Here is a 13,482-nt window from a genome sequence, read left to right on the forward strand (position 1 = left end):
TCGCAGAACAGGTAGTAGCCGCCGGCGGACTTCAGCCGGTCGCTTGGGCGGCCGATGTCCCAGGCAGGGGCGCGCGCCAGCTTCAGGGCGTGAGCAGTTCGTCGAAGGCGCCCGAGCGGATCAGGGCCACCACGGCCGTGATGTCCGCGTCCATGCGGCGGTCCGTGTCGACGAACGGTGCGCGGGTGCGGATCAGGTCGTACGCGGCCCGGGTGCGCGAACCCATGAGCTCGGCGCCGCGCAGGTCCAGTGCCTGGCAGGCGGTGAGCAGATGGATCGCGGCGACCTCCTCCACCAGTCCGACGACCGTGCGCGCGTCGCGGGCCGCGATCGGCGCCATGCTGACCTTGTCCTGGTTGTGGGCCTCCGTGGACCGGGAGAACACGCTGGCCGGGTTCGTGCCCTTCAGCGCCTCCGCGGTGACGGCCGAGCACGCCAGCTGCATGCCCTTGAAGCCGTGGTGCAGGCCGGCCTCCCAGGAGTCCTGTTCCGCGGGGACGATCAGGTTGGGGGTGAGCCCGTTGTTGAACTTCTCGTCCACCAGGAGCTGGACCTGCCGGTCCAGCAGGTCGGCGATGTTGGCCGCGGCCGTCTTCAGGGAGTCCATGGCCTGGGCCACGTGTCCGCCGTAGAAGTTGCCGCCGCTGTGCACCGTGCCGCCGTCCACGTCGAACAGCGGGTTGTCGTTGGACGAGTTGATCTCGACGCTCAGCCACCGTGTCGCCCAGGTCGCCGTGTCGGTCAGCACGCCGATCACATGCGGTGCGCAGCGGATCGAGTAGCGGTCCTGGATGCTGCGGCGCAGGTGCTGGAATCCGGCGTCGTCGAGCGGGTCGTTCAGGTCGAGCACCTGACTGTGCGGGAGGGCGAGCCGGGAGTCGGCGAGCAGCTGTGCGATCAGCTCGGCGCCGGCGAGTTGTCCGGGGTGCGGCTTGGCCTCGTGGACGAACGCGGCGAAGTGCCCCCGGTTGCCGAGCAGCGCCTCGGAGGCCATCGCCGTGCAGAGGGCGGCGACCCCGGCGAGCCGTTCCGCGGCAGCGGTGGCCAGGACCGCGAACGCGGAGCTGAACGAGGTGCCGTTGATCAGCGCGAGCCCGTCCTTGGCCTCCGGCACCAGCGGTTCGAGCCCGAGTTCGGCGAAGACCTCGGCGGCCTCGCGCACCTCGCCGCGGAACCGTACGCTGCCGGATCCGGTCAGCACGGAGGCGATGTAGCAGAGCGGGACCAGGTCGCCGCTGGCTCCCACCGAGCCGCGTTCGGGCACGACGGGAAGGACGTCGTGGCGCAGCAGGTCGAGCAGGCGTTCCACGACCACCGGGCTGACGCCCGAGTTCCCGCGGCTCAGGCAGTTCGCCCGGATCAGGACGGTGGCCCTGACCACCTCGTCGGACGCCTCGGGCCCGGTGCCGTTGAGGTGGTACCTGATCAGGTTGAGCTGGAGGGCCGCGGCCTTCTGCGGCGAAATCTGCCGCGTCACGCTGTCGCCGAAGCCGGTCGTCACGCCGTAGATCGGCTGACCCGTGGCGATCAGCTTCTCCTTGAGGTCGTACGTGTCCTTCATCCGGAGCTCGGCCCCGGGACACAGGGCCAGCTCCCGCGCGTTGTCCCGGGCGACGGCGACGGTGTCCTCGACGCTGAGATCCAGCCCGTTGACGAGAAGGGGAGGAAGAAGGGGGGACGGGAGACGGGAGGAGAGGGGAGACAACGGGGAACTCCTTGTCAGTAGACGCCCTCGATCACGAGCTCGTCCTCGAAGGTGTGGACGGGCATGACGTCGGCGACCGAGTCGCCGACCCGGCCGGCCGGCGGCTTCATCCGGATCGCGGTGTCGCGTTCCAGGTTGTTGGGCAGGAACGCGCTCTTGCTGACGTGGTTCATCAGCACCTGGCCGCGCTGCCCGTACTCCACGGCCGCGCCCGTCTCCGGATCGACGACGTGCAGCGAGACGAAGGGCGCGTTGGCGTCGAACACGCAGGGATCGTCCGGGCCGAGCCCGGGCCGCTCGTCGTTGGCGCCGAGGATCATGGTGTTGCCGTACGTGCCGTGCAGGACGATCCCGGGGAAGACCTCGGTGCGGTACCGGCGGCGGGTCGCGGCGTCCATGTGCGTGCCGACCCAGACGATCGCCCTGACCTTGCGCCGGACCAGCTCCAGCAGCCGCGGTTCCCTGGTGAGCCGTTCGAGCAGGGGCGGGGTGATCATCAGTACGCCGATGTTCTGGCTCGTCAGGAGCTGCGTGATCTGCAGGACGAGGTGGTCGAGGTAGGCCTCGGTCTCCGGGCTGTCCCGTGCGATGAGCTTCTTGACCCAGCGCGGGTCCACGTCGATCGTGAAGCAGATGCCGCCGCGTTCGGCCGCCTGCCGCCGGGCGAAGTGGCCGACGCCGTGCGGCCCGGTGGGCGCGGTGCTGAGCCAGTGCACGCCCCGCGGCACGCCCTGCGCGTCGAGGTGCGCGTGGGTCCAGGCGAGGTTCTGCCGGGCCCAGTCCTCGAAGTACGGGATGCGTTTCGGGACGCCCACCGTGCCGCCGGTCTCGAACATGCCCACGAGTTCGCCGACCCCGCCGTAGCCGCGCGGGACGAGCTGTTCCGCCGGGACGTGCCGCAACTCCCTGGTGATGTTCGGGAACCTCGCGAGGTCCTCGTACCGCCGGACGTCCGTGATCGGGTCGAAGCCGAGCTTTCCGGCCCGCTCCAGCCAGAACGGCGAGCCGGTCTCGGGGCCGAAGTGCCAGCGCATGGCCGCGTGCAGGAACTCGGCCGGGTCGGGCCGCAGGTCGGCGAGGATGTCGCCGTCGTCGTGAGGCATCAGGATTCTCCCCCGCCCGTCACGACGCGAGTACGGCCGTCGGGGCTTCGGCGTCGGGACGCGTCTCCGCGTCGGCCTCCGCGAACCGGCGCAGGATCTCCTCGCGGCGCCCGCTGAACCGGGCCTGGGTGGCGTTCATGACGTCGGCCAGGTACGCCGAGCCGTTGCCGAACTTCTCGTGCTCCTGCGGCAGTTCGATGACCGCGGGTGCGTCGTCCCGGAAGGTGTTGACCGGGTCCCGTCCGGCGGCGACCGCGTCGATCTGCTCGAAGAGCAGCCTGCGCAGCAGGATCACGCCCTCGTCGACCGTGCCGAGGCGTTCGGTCGACCGGTCGGCGACCGTGCCCTGGGTCACCCAGGCCATGATGTCCTGGCCCTCGACGTTGTCGAGCCGGAAGTCGCCGTCCGCGGTGCGCCAGGGCACCTCGTAGGAGGAGACGGGGCCGGGGTCGGCCACCGGGCGGTTGCCCGGCTTGTACGCCGTGTACCACAGGCACCAGGTGTTCTCGTCGTCGATCGGCACCCTGATGTGGAAGCTGTGACTGCCCCCGCCGCCGAGCCTGAGCAGGTTCGGGAAGACGAGGGGGTGGCCCACGGCCCAGTCGTCCGCGGACTCGTCCTGGCCCTGGAGCCGGCGCCGCATCAGGATCCCGTAGGGCACTCGCTCGAAGGCGGTCACCTCGTTGAACCGGGTGAACATCTCCGGGATCGCGCCGCCCGTGCCGCGCGACGTCAGCCACTCGCTGTACCGGCCGTGCAGCCACGCGACGTGGTCGAGGTCGACGCCGTTCTCCAGGATCTGGACCATGTTGCAGGGGACGACGGCGTGGCCGACGTCCCGGATCGCGTCGTCCCAGCAGAACAGGTCGTAGCGGGGCAGCGCCGGGGCGGGCGCCGGGCCGAGGTAGAGGAAGACCAGTCCGCCGAGTTCCTCGGCCCGGTAGGCGGGGGCGTGCACCCGGTCGCGGAAGGTCGAGTCGGCCGGTTCGCCGGGCTGCTGGAGACAGGCGCCGGAGCCGTCGAACAGCCAGCCGTGGTAGGGGCACCGCAGGCCGTCCGCCTCGACGATGCCGCGCGACAGGGCGGCACCGCGGTGCGGACAGCGGTCGGCGAGCACGTGCACGCTCCCGTCGGCCTGCCGGAAGAGCGCCAGGTCCTCGCCGAGGAGCCGGACCTTGCGGACGTCGGGGGCGGCCAGGTCGGCCGAGAAGGCGATCGGCCACCAGTAGCGGCGCAGCATCTCTCCGGCCGGCGTGCCCCGCCCGAAGCTGGTCAACAGGGTGTTCTTGTCAGGGGACAGCATGAGGTTTCCTCCGCCTCGCGAAGAATCAGGCAGAGGAGGCTACGAGCGGCACTGTTCCGAGGTTCACGGGACTTCTGCGGCTCGTGGTGTCCCTGGGAATGGTCGGACAGGCCTTAGGGCCGCTCCGGGCCGGTCACAGGGCGCGGTACATGATGTGCAGGCCGACCGGTCCGTGCTTCGGGTGGTCGAAGGCCCGCGGGACCGTGCCGAGGATCGTGAAGCCGAGGGAGGTCCACAGGGCCACGGCGGGGTTGGTCTCGACGACGGCGTTGAAGACCATCGCCCGGTAGCCGTGCGCCCGGGCCTCGGCGAGGACGTGCTCGGCGAGCGCGCGCCCGATGCCCCGGCCGCCCTGGTCGGGGTCGACCATGAAGCCGGCGTTGGCGACGCCCGCGGCGGGGCCCCCGTAGTTGGGGGTCAGGTAGGCCGAGCCGACGACGGCTCCGGTGGGGTCCTCGGCGACGTAGACACGCTTCGCCGGGCTCATCCACAGGTCGCGGGCCGCCTGCTCCGAGGTGTCGGGGTCCCAGCCGTAGGTCTCGGCGGCGGCGACGATCCGGTGCCAGAAGGGCCAGATCTGCGGCCAGTCGGCCGCGGTGGCTTCTCTGATCAGCATGGGCGTGAGTCTCGCACGCCCATGCGCGTCGGCGATCGCGACGGGACCGACCTGGCGGTCAGTCCACGCTGGGCAGGATGTGGGGCTCGGCGAGATCCTCCTCGTAACCCGCGAGGCGGATCGGGGCGGACCGGGCCCACACGTCGAGGCTGCCGAGCTGTCCGGGGCGGCTGCCCGCGCGCTCCGTGCGTTCCTTGGGGCGCTGCTCGCGATTCGTCTTCTCAGGTGTCACCGCGCACTCCTTATGTGTCGGTCACCCTCGGGGCGTGCCGGACGGTCTGCGTTCCGGTGCCGGGCGCCCGCTCGGGTCTGGATGGAAGGCCAGTTCGGACGCGGTGGCGCCGGTAGCTCACAAGAGAGCAGGCCGCTGTCGGCCGGCTCGTCCCGGGACGGACCATGGGTGTGGGTGGGACCCCTTTTTGCTGTCCGTCCTCTCTAGGTTAACCAAATGAGCAGGGGTCCGCTCGATAGGGAGTGCAAACAAGGTGTAACTATCGCGAGTCGCTCCGCATTTCGGTGACCCGCAAATGCACCTGTTCGTAACATGATGCCCCCTTTATGGCCTGACCGCCCCACCTCTCCATGCGAACACCCTTTCGGGGAGACGGGTCGCCGCTCCCCTCACAGGCTGCGCAGTTCAGGTTGCGTTGGCCGGGTCGAAAACTCGACATGATCCGATGGCGCAGGACAACGGCTGTCTCGCGGAAGGACTGACGCATGGAGCTGCGCAGCGTCGAGGAGCTGATGGATCTGCTGTACGCCTGCCGGCACCAGCGCGCGCTGCGCACCGCGGCACTGCTGCGCCGCAGCCGCCCCGCCGACAAGGAACTCCAGGTCGCGGGCCTGGTGCACGGCATCGAGGAACTGCTCGGCCCCGCCGCCGGCGCCGCACACGCGGTACGGCACCTGCTCGGGGAACGCGTCTACCATCTGGTCCGCGGGCGCGGCGGCGCCACCGACGACGACGTGCTGCGCCTGCGCCAGGCGGACGAGGAGAGCCGCACCGCGGGCTTCGACGCCGGCGTCCTGGAGGACTGGCGGACCGTCCTGGAGCTGGTCGCGGCCCGCAACTCCCGTCTGGGGGCTGTCGACTGACGTTCCGTCATGAGACGGTACGGCGATGACGTCATCGTACGGGCCGTCGTACGGTCTGCGGGGCCGGGCGGCCGTCGTCACCGGCGGCACCCGCGGTATCGGGCGCGCGGTCGCCGAGGCGTTCGCGGCGGCCGGTGCGCTGGTCTGCGTGAGCGCGCGGGACCCGGACGAGGTGCGCCGTACGGCCGCCGGTCTCGGCGGGGTCGGCCTGGCCGGCAGCGTCGCCGAGCCGGAGCACGCCCGGGAGCTGACCCGGCTGGCGCTGACCGAGTTCGGGCGGCTGGACATCCTCGTCAACAACGCGGCGACCAACCGCCCCTACGGCCCCCTCATGGACGCCGACCTGGGCCTGTGGCGGGAGGCGTTCACGGTCAACGTGGAGGCCCCGCTGCGGCTGACGCAGTGCGCGTGGCGCGGCTGGATGCGGGAGCACGGCGGCTCGGTGATCAACATCTGCACGGAGGGCGCGGCCCACGTCGGGCCCCACGTGGGCGCGTACGGCACCAGCAAGGCGGCGCTCCTGCACCTCACCCAGCAACTGGCGGGCGAACTGGCCCCCCGGGTACGCGTGAACTCGGTCTCACCGGGCCTGGTCCGCACGGAGATGGCCCGCTTCATGTGGGAGCCGCGGGAGGCGGAGATCGCGGCGGGGCTGCCGATGGGGCGGATCGGGGAGCCGGCGGACGTGGCACGGGCGGTGCTGTGGCTGGCCTCGGACGCGGCGGAGTGGGTGACCGGGGCCGACGTCGTGGTGGACGGCGGCACCCGGGTACGGGCGGCACGTACGGTCCACTGACGTTCTCGTGCCCGGTTGAGCGCGCATGGACCCGACCGAATCCATGGACGTACTGCAGTTTTCCGTGACAACAAGGTCAAGTCGACCCCACAATGGCGTCGGACGACGGTCGACGCGGGGGTCGGTACGGCCGGGGCGGACCAGTGACGGCCGGCCCGCCGCAGGGCACCCGCCACGTGGGCCGGCAGCCGAAGACAGCGACATCCGGGGGAAGTGGCGTGGGGCAGTCTTGGTTACCACTTCTGGTGGCAGGTATGGGTGTACTGGGCACGCTGAGCGGGGCGCTCGTCACCCAGGTCAGGGCTGACCGCATCAAGCGGCTGGAGATCGAGGCGCTGCGCGGGCAGCACGCGGAGGACCGGGCGCATGACGAGCGGATGCGCGCCCTGGAACTGGCGGACGCCCGCGAACTGTGGGCCGAGGGGCACCGGGCCGAGGCTCGTGCCCGGCTGCGCGCCTGCTACGTCACCTTCAACACCGCGGCACGCCAGTACCAGACCGCACAGATCAGTGTGGTCCACGGGCTGCGCGTCGGCACGGGCGTGACCGAGTGCGACGAGGCACTGGAGGAGGCCCGCACTGTGTTTCGCGCGAGCTACGCGGAAGCACAGATGCTGCTGCCGGACCCGGTCCTCGACGCCGCGTCGGCGGTGAGTCGCAGACTGAACGACGGCTACGGCGTGCTGAAGCGGCTGCTGGCCGACACACCCCGCGCCCCGGCCCCGCCCGAATGCGAACAGCGGGTCCAGTCGGCCTGGGTCGTGCTGGCCGAGCTGCGCCGGACGATGCGCCGCGACCTGCGCATCGACGACACGGCGCCCTGAGTCCGCCCGGCACGGCTACTGCCCATGGTGCGCGAAGGCGGACCACACCTCCAGTTCGTCCATGCCGCGCTGCTCGGCTTCCCTGAAGACGCTCCCGTACCGGCCGAGTTCGTCCGGCACGCTCCGACGCGGGTCCAGCATCCACAACTGGGCGGCCCGCAACGCCTCTCCGGCCCGGTCTCCGACGCGCAGTCGATGGTGCAGGATCAGCATCATCGCGGTGGTGCGCGGGTCGTCGGCCACGTCCCAGCGCGAACCGACCACCGAGGTGGCACCGGCGCTGAGGAAGGCGGTGGCCAGGGTGAGCGCCTCGTCGTGGTCGCTGACCGTCAGATCGCTGGTGCAGTTGGCGAGAACGACGGTCCCCCCAGGCGTCCCGCGGTCGCGGTCGGCAGCCCCCGCGAGCACGTCCGCGACCGTGATGTGCTGCCCGGCACAGAGTCGGAGCATCGAGTCCGCGGGTGACATGCCCATATCTGCATGGCAGTTGACATGAAGCAGGGCTACCGGGACCCGGCCACGGCCGGGCAGGAGAGCGCGCAGGGACTCCAGCACGGGAGGCAACGGCGGCACGTCGGCGAAGGCGTACTCGCCGAGTCCTCCGACGACCCGGACCCCCTCGTACAGCGAGCCGACGAACGCCGCCTCCCGGTGCATCCGCCAGGAACCCTGCGGGTCGGCGACCACCGCGGCGGTCCCGGCGCCCAGCCGGGCGCGCGGCCGGTCGGCGACCTCCATCAGCTGGCGGGCGGTGGCACAGTACTGCAGTGCCGCCCGCTGGCACGCGTACGCCGCACCGGCCGGGCCGTCCGGGCAGCGAGCCGCGTGCCACGGCACCGCGCCGAGTGCCCCCACCGGAGCCAGCACCAGCCGGGGTGTCCGGCCGAGCCGACTCCGGAAGGCCGACAGCACAGGCCCCATCGCCACCTCGCCCGCCCAGGAACACAGCGTGTCGAGCGCGTCCCGCCACCGCCGCTCCAGGCCGACGAGCCGCCTTTCGTGGTTGGCGTGCATGACCTCCGGATCGCCCGGAGCGGGCCGGTCGTCCGCACGGCCCGCACTACGGAAGGCCGCGGCGGCACGGTCGTAGGCGCCGAGCGGACTGTCCGCGGAGGCGACGAGGCCGGGCAGCGTGAACGCCTGCACCACCCCGGTGGCACCGACGACCACCGCGTGCCCGGCGCTCGTCTGGAGGCCGGTGGCCACGCCCGGCCCCGGCCGTGTGCCGGGCACGAGGTAGACCAACGCGTCGTGCCCGAGACGGCGCAGTGCCTGGCCGACCCGGCCCGGACTCGGTGCGGACACCAGCCGCCGCTCGGCGGCGCTCCCCTCGAACGCTTCCAGAACCTGGCGGCGCAGCCCGTCGGACACGGCGAGCCGTTCGGCGCCACCCGCCGCGTCCTCCCAGTGCCGGGCCAGTTCCTCGTGCCCGCCGTCGCGCAGCAGCTCGGGCACCGTGGCGCCGACGGTGGCGGCGTTGAGGACGAGCCCGCGTCCGAGTTCCAACGCCTCGTACGCGGCCCCGGGCTCCTCGTCCTCCAGGCTCCAGCCGACCAGGCGGAGCATGTCGGAAGCGACCGCGCGGGCGGCTTCGAGGGCGTGTCCCGTGCCTGACTGGAGCAGTACTGCGCGGCCGTGCGCGTTCAGCAGCGACCGGGCCGTGGCCCGAGCCTCCCGGCGATGCCCGGAGTCGGCAGGGCCGTGGGCGCGGTGCGCGTCGGCGAGCGCCCGGAGCACCGCCCGGGCGAGCGGATCACCGGGAGCGGTGTGCAGCACCGCCCACCGGTCGCGCAGCACCCGCAGCGCCCGGCCGAGGTCCTCGGCGTCACCGGTGCGTCCGTGGCGGGCCAGCAGCAGGACGGCCAGGCCGTAGGCACAGCGGCTGCGGGAGCCGTGGTAACCGTGGGCACCGTGTTCGGTCTCAGAATCGAGCACGGTGACGGCGCGGTCGAGCAGGGCGTCGAGGGCGTGGCCGCGCGGGCGGTGCGGGTCACCGCCCCAGTCCCCGCCTTCCACCCCGTACAGGTCACACAGCGTAGCTGCCGCCCTGAGGAGCAGGCTCGGCCGCTGCATGCCTTCTTCCGGGCAGGTGACGGCGATGTCGAGCAGCGTGCCGGCGGCGGCCTGTGCGGTCCCGAGGTCACCCGTGGCCACAGCCTGCTCCAGCTCGCGCCGGACGAGCGCACCGTGCAGGGCCGGTCGTCTGGGGTGCCCGTCCGGGAGCGCACGGAGCGCGTCGGCGGCGGCCTCGGCCGAGCACGCCGAGCCGTTGACGACGGTCCGCGCCACCGGTCCCACGAAGACGACGGCGATCAGTTCGGCGCGGAAGGGCGCGGTCCACCGGGAGGGCGTCGGCCGAAACAGCCGTGCGGGTACACGGGGATCCCCCGAGGCGGCGAGAAGTTCGCACAGCGCAGGCAGCACGACGTCGGAGGAGGCGCGCCCCAGCAGGGCTTCGTAGGCGCGAGTGGCGGCGTCGAGATCGGTGCGGTCGCCGAGAACGAGGTGCCGGTCCAGCAGCAGCCGGGCCAGGAACTCGGCGCAGCGGTCCGCGAGCGCGCTCTCGGCCGAGACCGGTGTGCTGACCGCCCCGAGCAGGGCCACCGCTCTGCGCGCGAGGGTGACGGCGGTGTCCAGGTCCTGGTTGTCCCGGTCCCGCAGCCAGCGGTGATGGTGCAGTAGGGCCAGGGTCGTGGCAACGGGCGCACTCGTCGGTTCCGCGGCCCCGACGAGTTCGGCGACCCGGGTAGCGGGGACGGCGAAGGGGTCGGGCGTACCGTCGCCGAGCAGTACGGCCGCATCGGTGTCGAGTACCGCGAGCGGGCGGGGCGCCGCCGCACCTCTGCCCGACAGGCTCGGCCCGCCGCTGCCGTACGCCGGGTGTCCGCTGCCCGGCTCGGGCGTGCCGGTCGTCCGGGACCTGGTCCCGGCCTGCCGGGTGCTGTCGTCCGGGGATTCCCGTGAGACACCCAGCAGGAGTCCGAGCAGTCGGCTCACGTCATCCGAACCGAGCCGGTTCAGGGCGGCCAGCACCGGTGGGCGCAGCGGCGATGTACGAGGGAGCAGGGCGAGCGCCTCCCTCAGCTCCGCCCGTGCGACCTTCCGTTCGACGTCGGTGGCCTCGCCCGCCTCCTCGACGCGGAGCCCCAGCACGCCCGCTATCCCCAGCATGATCACCCTGAGGCCGGTCGCCTCCGGCTCAAGCCGGGGCATGGCCCGCCTCAGCTCTTCCGACCAGGCCCGGGAGTCCCTTACCGAAGGCGGAATGTCCGGGGATCGCAGCAGCCGCACCATGACGAAGAGGAAGGCGAGCAGAGGCTCCTCCCTGTCGGACGAACTGAGTACCGCGTCGAGCAGTTGCACGTCGTCCTCGACGGTTGCGAAGCCCGACACGTCGGGTACGGCCGGGCCGTTCCGGTTGGTCGCCGCGCGCACGAAGGGTTCCGTGTACCAGATCCGGTACATCAGGGCGATGAGGAAGGCTCCCCTGAAGTCGTCGTCCCCCAGTCCGGCCTGCTCGGGAAGACGTTCCATGGCCACCCGCAGGCAGCGCAGTGCCTCACGCAGCACGGCGGAGTCGGCCACCGGCAGCCGGCAGGCGAAGTCCAGCAACAGCGCGACACCGAGGAACCCGTGTGCGTAGAGGTGGAGTTGGTCGTCGTGCGGGTAGAGTCCCGTGCCCGTGCGCAGCAGGTCGACGGCCTCGCGGACATCCGCCACCAGGTCCGGCGCGGTGCGCTCAAGAGGTGTGACGGAGTCCGGCCGCCCGCTCATGACGGCCTGCTCGGCGACTCCGTAGGCCAGTGGCAGGCCATGGCGCACGGCACGTTGGCCCAGCACGATCGCCGCCTTGAGCACCGCTTCGGCCCGGTCGTCGTCCTCCGGCCCGATCAGCGGTACGAGCTGCCGCGCGCACACCGCGAGCCGGTCGTGCTCCCGTTCGCTCAGCACGCCCTCCGACAGGTCCAGCCAGAGCAACTGGACAAGGGTGTCGAAGTACGACACGAACTCGTCGTCCACCGGTGCCCCGCCGTCCGCGTTCTCACCGGCGGGGTAGGTGGCCAGCACCTCCTCCACCAGTTCCGCGGCGGCCTCGCGGTCCCGTGCCGGAAAGGGGTCGCCGGGGCGCTGACCGCGCCGGTTCTCCTCGGACCGTGAGCACAGGGCGTGCACCAGGCCCTTCTTCAGCCCGAGGACGGTCTCGTCCGGCAGTCCGGGACGAGCGAGTGCCGCCCGGTACCAGTCGACGACCCGGCCCTGGTGCAGCTGTGCCGTGGAGAGTTCGAGCAACAGGTCGCACAGGAACGTGCCCAGCTCCGCCGCGTTCACCGGGTCGTCGTCGAGCAGGGCCGGCGTCAGCCCGAGCAGGGTGACCGCCTCCTCGGCCCCGGCCTCCGCCGTGGCACGGGACGGGTCGGCGCGGAACCGGTCGTCGATCTCCAGAACGGAGAGCTGGACGAAGTCGAAGGTCACCACGGGCTCCAGCGAGGGATCGAGATCGTCGGCCGTCCGTGCGGACCCGAGCAGGGCGATGGCGCTCCGGCGGTCGGCGAGCCGTTCGGGGTTGCGATGGTCCTCGCAGCGCGACCGGTCCGACAGAACGAGCCCGAGGACGGCGCGGCATCGAGTGGGGTCGGCGACGAAACCGTGTTCCGGTCCGTCCAGGAGGTCGCCGAGCAGACGGACGATCAGGTTCATGTCCGCCTCGCGCGCCACGCCGGGCACGGAGCCGATCCAGCGGTCGGCCACATGGAAGGCCCATGCGCAGGTCAGGTCGACACGGGCGACGATCTCGGGTTCCGGTCCGGCGTCGCCGTACAGCTCGGTCGCGAGCACGCGCAGGAGAGGGAACCGCTCCGGCAGCCGGTCGAGCCGGTAGCCGCCCGGTTCCAGTCCGCAGCGCATCGCCGCTGCGGCCAGGGACAGCTCGTACAACGCATCGCGTTGATCAGCGTCCGTCACCGTGTTGCACAGCTCGGCCAGCAGACGCTCGGCCTCACCCAGTTCCGTGAGGGCCGGTCGCGCCGTCCGCTCATGCCCGGCGCCCTCCGTCAGGGCCCGTCCGGCAGCCCCGAGTAACCGGGCCACTCGCTCCAGCGACTCTTCCGGGCCGGCGCCGCCCATTCCGCTCTCGGTCATTCCCCACCTCGACTCGACACCCGCTCATTCCGTGCCCGGCCGCCCTGCGCGGCAGTCGTATGCCGCCGCCGGATTCGATCCTGTGTCCGGGACCCGCGTCGGGAATTCCGTGCACGGGGCCCGCCGAATGCTATACACCCGCACAATTACCGGGACGGGCCGATTGCCAAAAGAACGCTACCTCACTACCGTACGGGTCCATCCCGATTCCAGAAGGCGGCGTATGGACGAGTACGAGGTCCGACTCATCAGAGCGCTTACGCGAGATCGTCAGGCGATACGAGAAAAACTCAGCCCGGAGGACCGGAACCAACTTGACGCATTGCTCGATCTCGCCGCCGAGGGAGGCGACGAGCAGCGTCGAAGGGCGGTGACCCGTGCGATCGCGGCGCACCTGCTCCGCTCCCTGCCGGAGCAGGAGGTCCGGGCAGTGGCGCGGCGCTTCACCGACACGGCGTCGCCGCCGCCGCACGAACTGCTGGCTGCGTTCACCGCGTTCGGCACCGGGTCGCCAGGACCGCAGGACGGCGGCCCGGCGCCGGTCGACGGCACGGAGGAACAACCCTCACCGTACGAAAGGCTGTTGGCCGCGCCCGCGCTCCGCGAGGAGGAGCTGAGGGAGAACTTCGGCGTGGAGGCAACGGCTCCGGAGCTGATCCGCCTGCGCCGGCACGACGGCACCGAGGGGTTGCCGGCCTTCCAGTTCGACGGCGAAGGCCAGCCCCGGGACGTGGTCATCGCCGTCAACCGGATGCTGGGGGCGGCGGAGGATCCCTGGGGAGTGGCCGACTGGTGGCTCGGCCCCAACCCCTGGCTGGCCGCGACCCCGGCGTCACTGCTCGGCGCGGGCCTGGACGGACAACTGCTCGCCGCGGCGAGTGCGGTAGGAGAGGAGGACTGA

At 71.9% G+C, this 13,482-nt stretch carries 10 protein-coding genes; 4 read left to right on the plus strand and 6 right to left on the minus strand.

What is annotated here, in order from left to right; all coding sequences use genetic code 11:
* Positions 1–82: 82 nt before the first annotated feature.
* The 5 genes from AB0D74_RS48515 to AB0D74_RS48535 form a co-directional block, all read right to left on the minus strand.
* A complete protein-coding gene (locus AB0D74_RS48515) occupies positions 83–1,705 on the minus strand; it encodes an aromatic amino acid ammonia-lyase (protein ID WP_362602414.1) in 1,623 nt (540 codons plus the stop codon).
* 14 nt (positions 1,706–1,719) lie between these two features.
* Positions 1,720–2,808, minus strand: a complete 1,089-nt coding sequence (locus tag AB0D74_RS48520; protein ID WP_362602417.1) for a phenazine antibiotic biosynthesis protein — start codon at positions 2,806–2,808, stop codon at positions 1,720–1,722.
* Positions 2,809–2,827: 19 nt separating this feature from the next.
* Complete coding sequence (locus tag AB0D74_RS48525) at positions 2,828–4,111, minus strand: Rieske 2Fe-2S domain-containing protein (RefSeq protein ID WP_362602420.1); 1,284 nt, start codon at positions 4,109–4,111, stop codon at positions 2,828–2,830.
* Between the two features lie 133 nt (positions 4,112–4,244).
* Positions 4,245–4,727 (minus strand): GNAT family N-acetyltransferase, encoded by a 483-nt coding sequence (locus AB0D74_RS48530; RefSeq protein ID WP_362602423.1) that lies wholly within the window; start codon positions 4,725–4,727, stop codon positions 4,245–4,247.
* Between the two features lie 58 nt (positions 4,728–4,785).
* Complete coding sequence (locus AB0D74_RS48535; protein ID WP_189267454.1) at positions 4,786–4,959, minus strand: hypothetical protein; 174 nt, start codon at positions 4,957–4,959, stop codon at positions 4,786–4,788.
* Positions 4,960–5,444: 485 nt separating this feature from the next.
* Here AB0D74_RS48535 and AB0D74_RS48540 point away from each other — a divergent pair, with 485 nt between their 5' ends.
* The 3 genes from AB0D74_RS48540 (at position 5,445) to AB0D74_RS48550 (ending at position 7,442) form a co-directional block, all read left to right on the plus strand.
* Positions 5,445–5,822 (plus strand): hypothetical protein, encoded by a 378-nt coding sequence (locus tag AB0D74_RS48540; RefSeq protein WP_362602427.1) that lies wholly within the window; start codon positions 5,445–5,447, stop codon positions 5,820–5,822.
* 25 nt (positions 5,823–5,847) lie between these two features.
* Entirely contained in the window at positions 5,848–6,618 is a 771-nt protein-coding gene (locus tag AB0D74_RS48545) for an SDR family oxidoreductase (RefSeq protein WP_362602430.1), read from the plus strand.
* 254 nt (positions 6,619–6,872) lie between these two features.
* Entirely contained in the window at positions 6,873–7,442 is a 570-nt protein-coding gene (locus AB0D74_RS48550) for a hypothetical protein (protein WP_362602433.1), read from the plus strand.
* 15 nt (positions 7,443–7,457) lie between these two features.
* Here AB0D74_RS48550 and AB0D74_RS48555 read toward each other — a convergent pair whose 3' ends face one another.
* A complete protein-coding gene (locus AB0D74_RS48555) occupies positions 7,458–12,581 on the minus strand; it encodes a CHAT domain-containing protein (RefSeq protein ID WP_362602436.1) in 5,124 nt (1,707 codons plus the stop codon).
* Positions 12,582–12,903: 322 nt separating this feature from the next.
* On the opposite strand from AB0D74_RS48555, the gene AB0D74_RS48560 reads away from it, so the two are divergent.
* Positions 12,904–13,482 (plus strand): DUF3168 domain-containing protein, encoded by a 579-nt coding sequence (locus tag AB0D74_RS48560; protein ID WP_362602439.1) that lies wholly within the window; start codon positions 12,904–12,906, stop codon positions 13,480–13,482.

This window comes from Streptomyces sp. NPDC048278, assembly GCF_040652195.1.
GTDB lineage: Bacteria > Actinomycetota > Actinomycetes > Streptomycetales > Streptomycetaceae > Streptomyces.

Coding starts and splice junctions, on each gene's coding strand:
- AB0D74_RS48520 (WP_362602417.1), bottom strand. CDS start 2,808: ATGCCTCACGACGACGGCGACATCCTCGCCGACCTGCGGCCCGACCCG.
- AB0D74_RS48525 (WP_362602420.1), bottom strand. CDS start 4,111: ATGCTGTCCCCTGACAAGAACACCCTGTTGACCAGCTTCGGGCGGGGC.
- AB0D74_RS48530 (WP_362602423.1), bottom strand. CDS start 4,727: ATGCTGATCAGAGAAGCCACCGCGGCCGACTGGCCGCAGATCTGGCCC.
- AB0D74_RS48540 (WP_362602427.1), top strand. CDS start 5,445: ATGGAGCTGCGCAGCGTCGAGGAGCTGATGGATCTGCTGTACGCCTGC.
- AB0D74_RS48545 (WP_362602430.1), top strand. CDS start 5,848: ATGACGTCATCGTACGGGCCGTCGTACGGTCTGCGGGGCCGGGCGGCC.
- AB0D74_RS48550 (WP_362602433.1), top strand. CDS start 6,873: ATGGGTGTACTGGGCACGCTGAGCGGGGCGCTCGTCACCCAGGTCAGG.
- AB0D74_RS48555 (WP_362602436.1), bottom strand. CDS start 12,581: ATGACCGAGAGCGGAATGGGCGGCGCCGGCCCGGAAGAGTCGCTGGAG.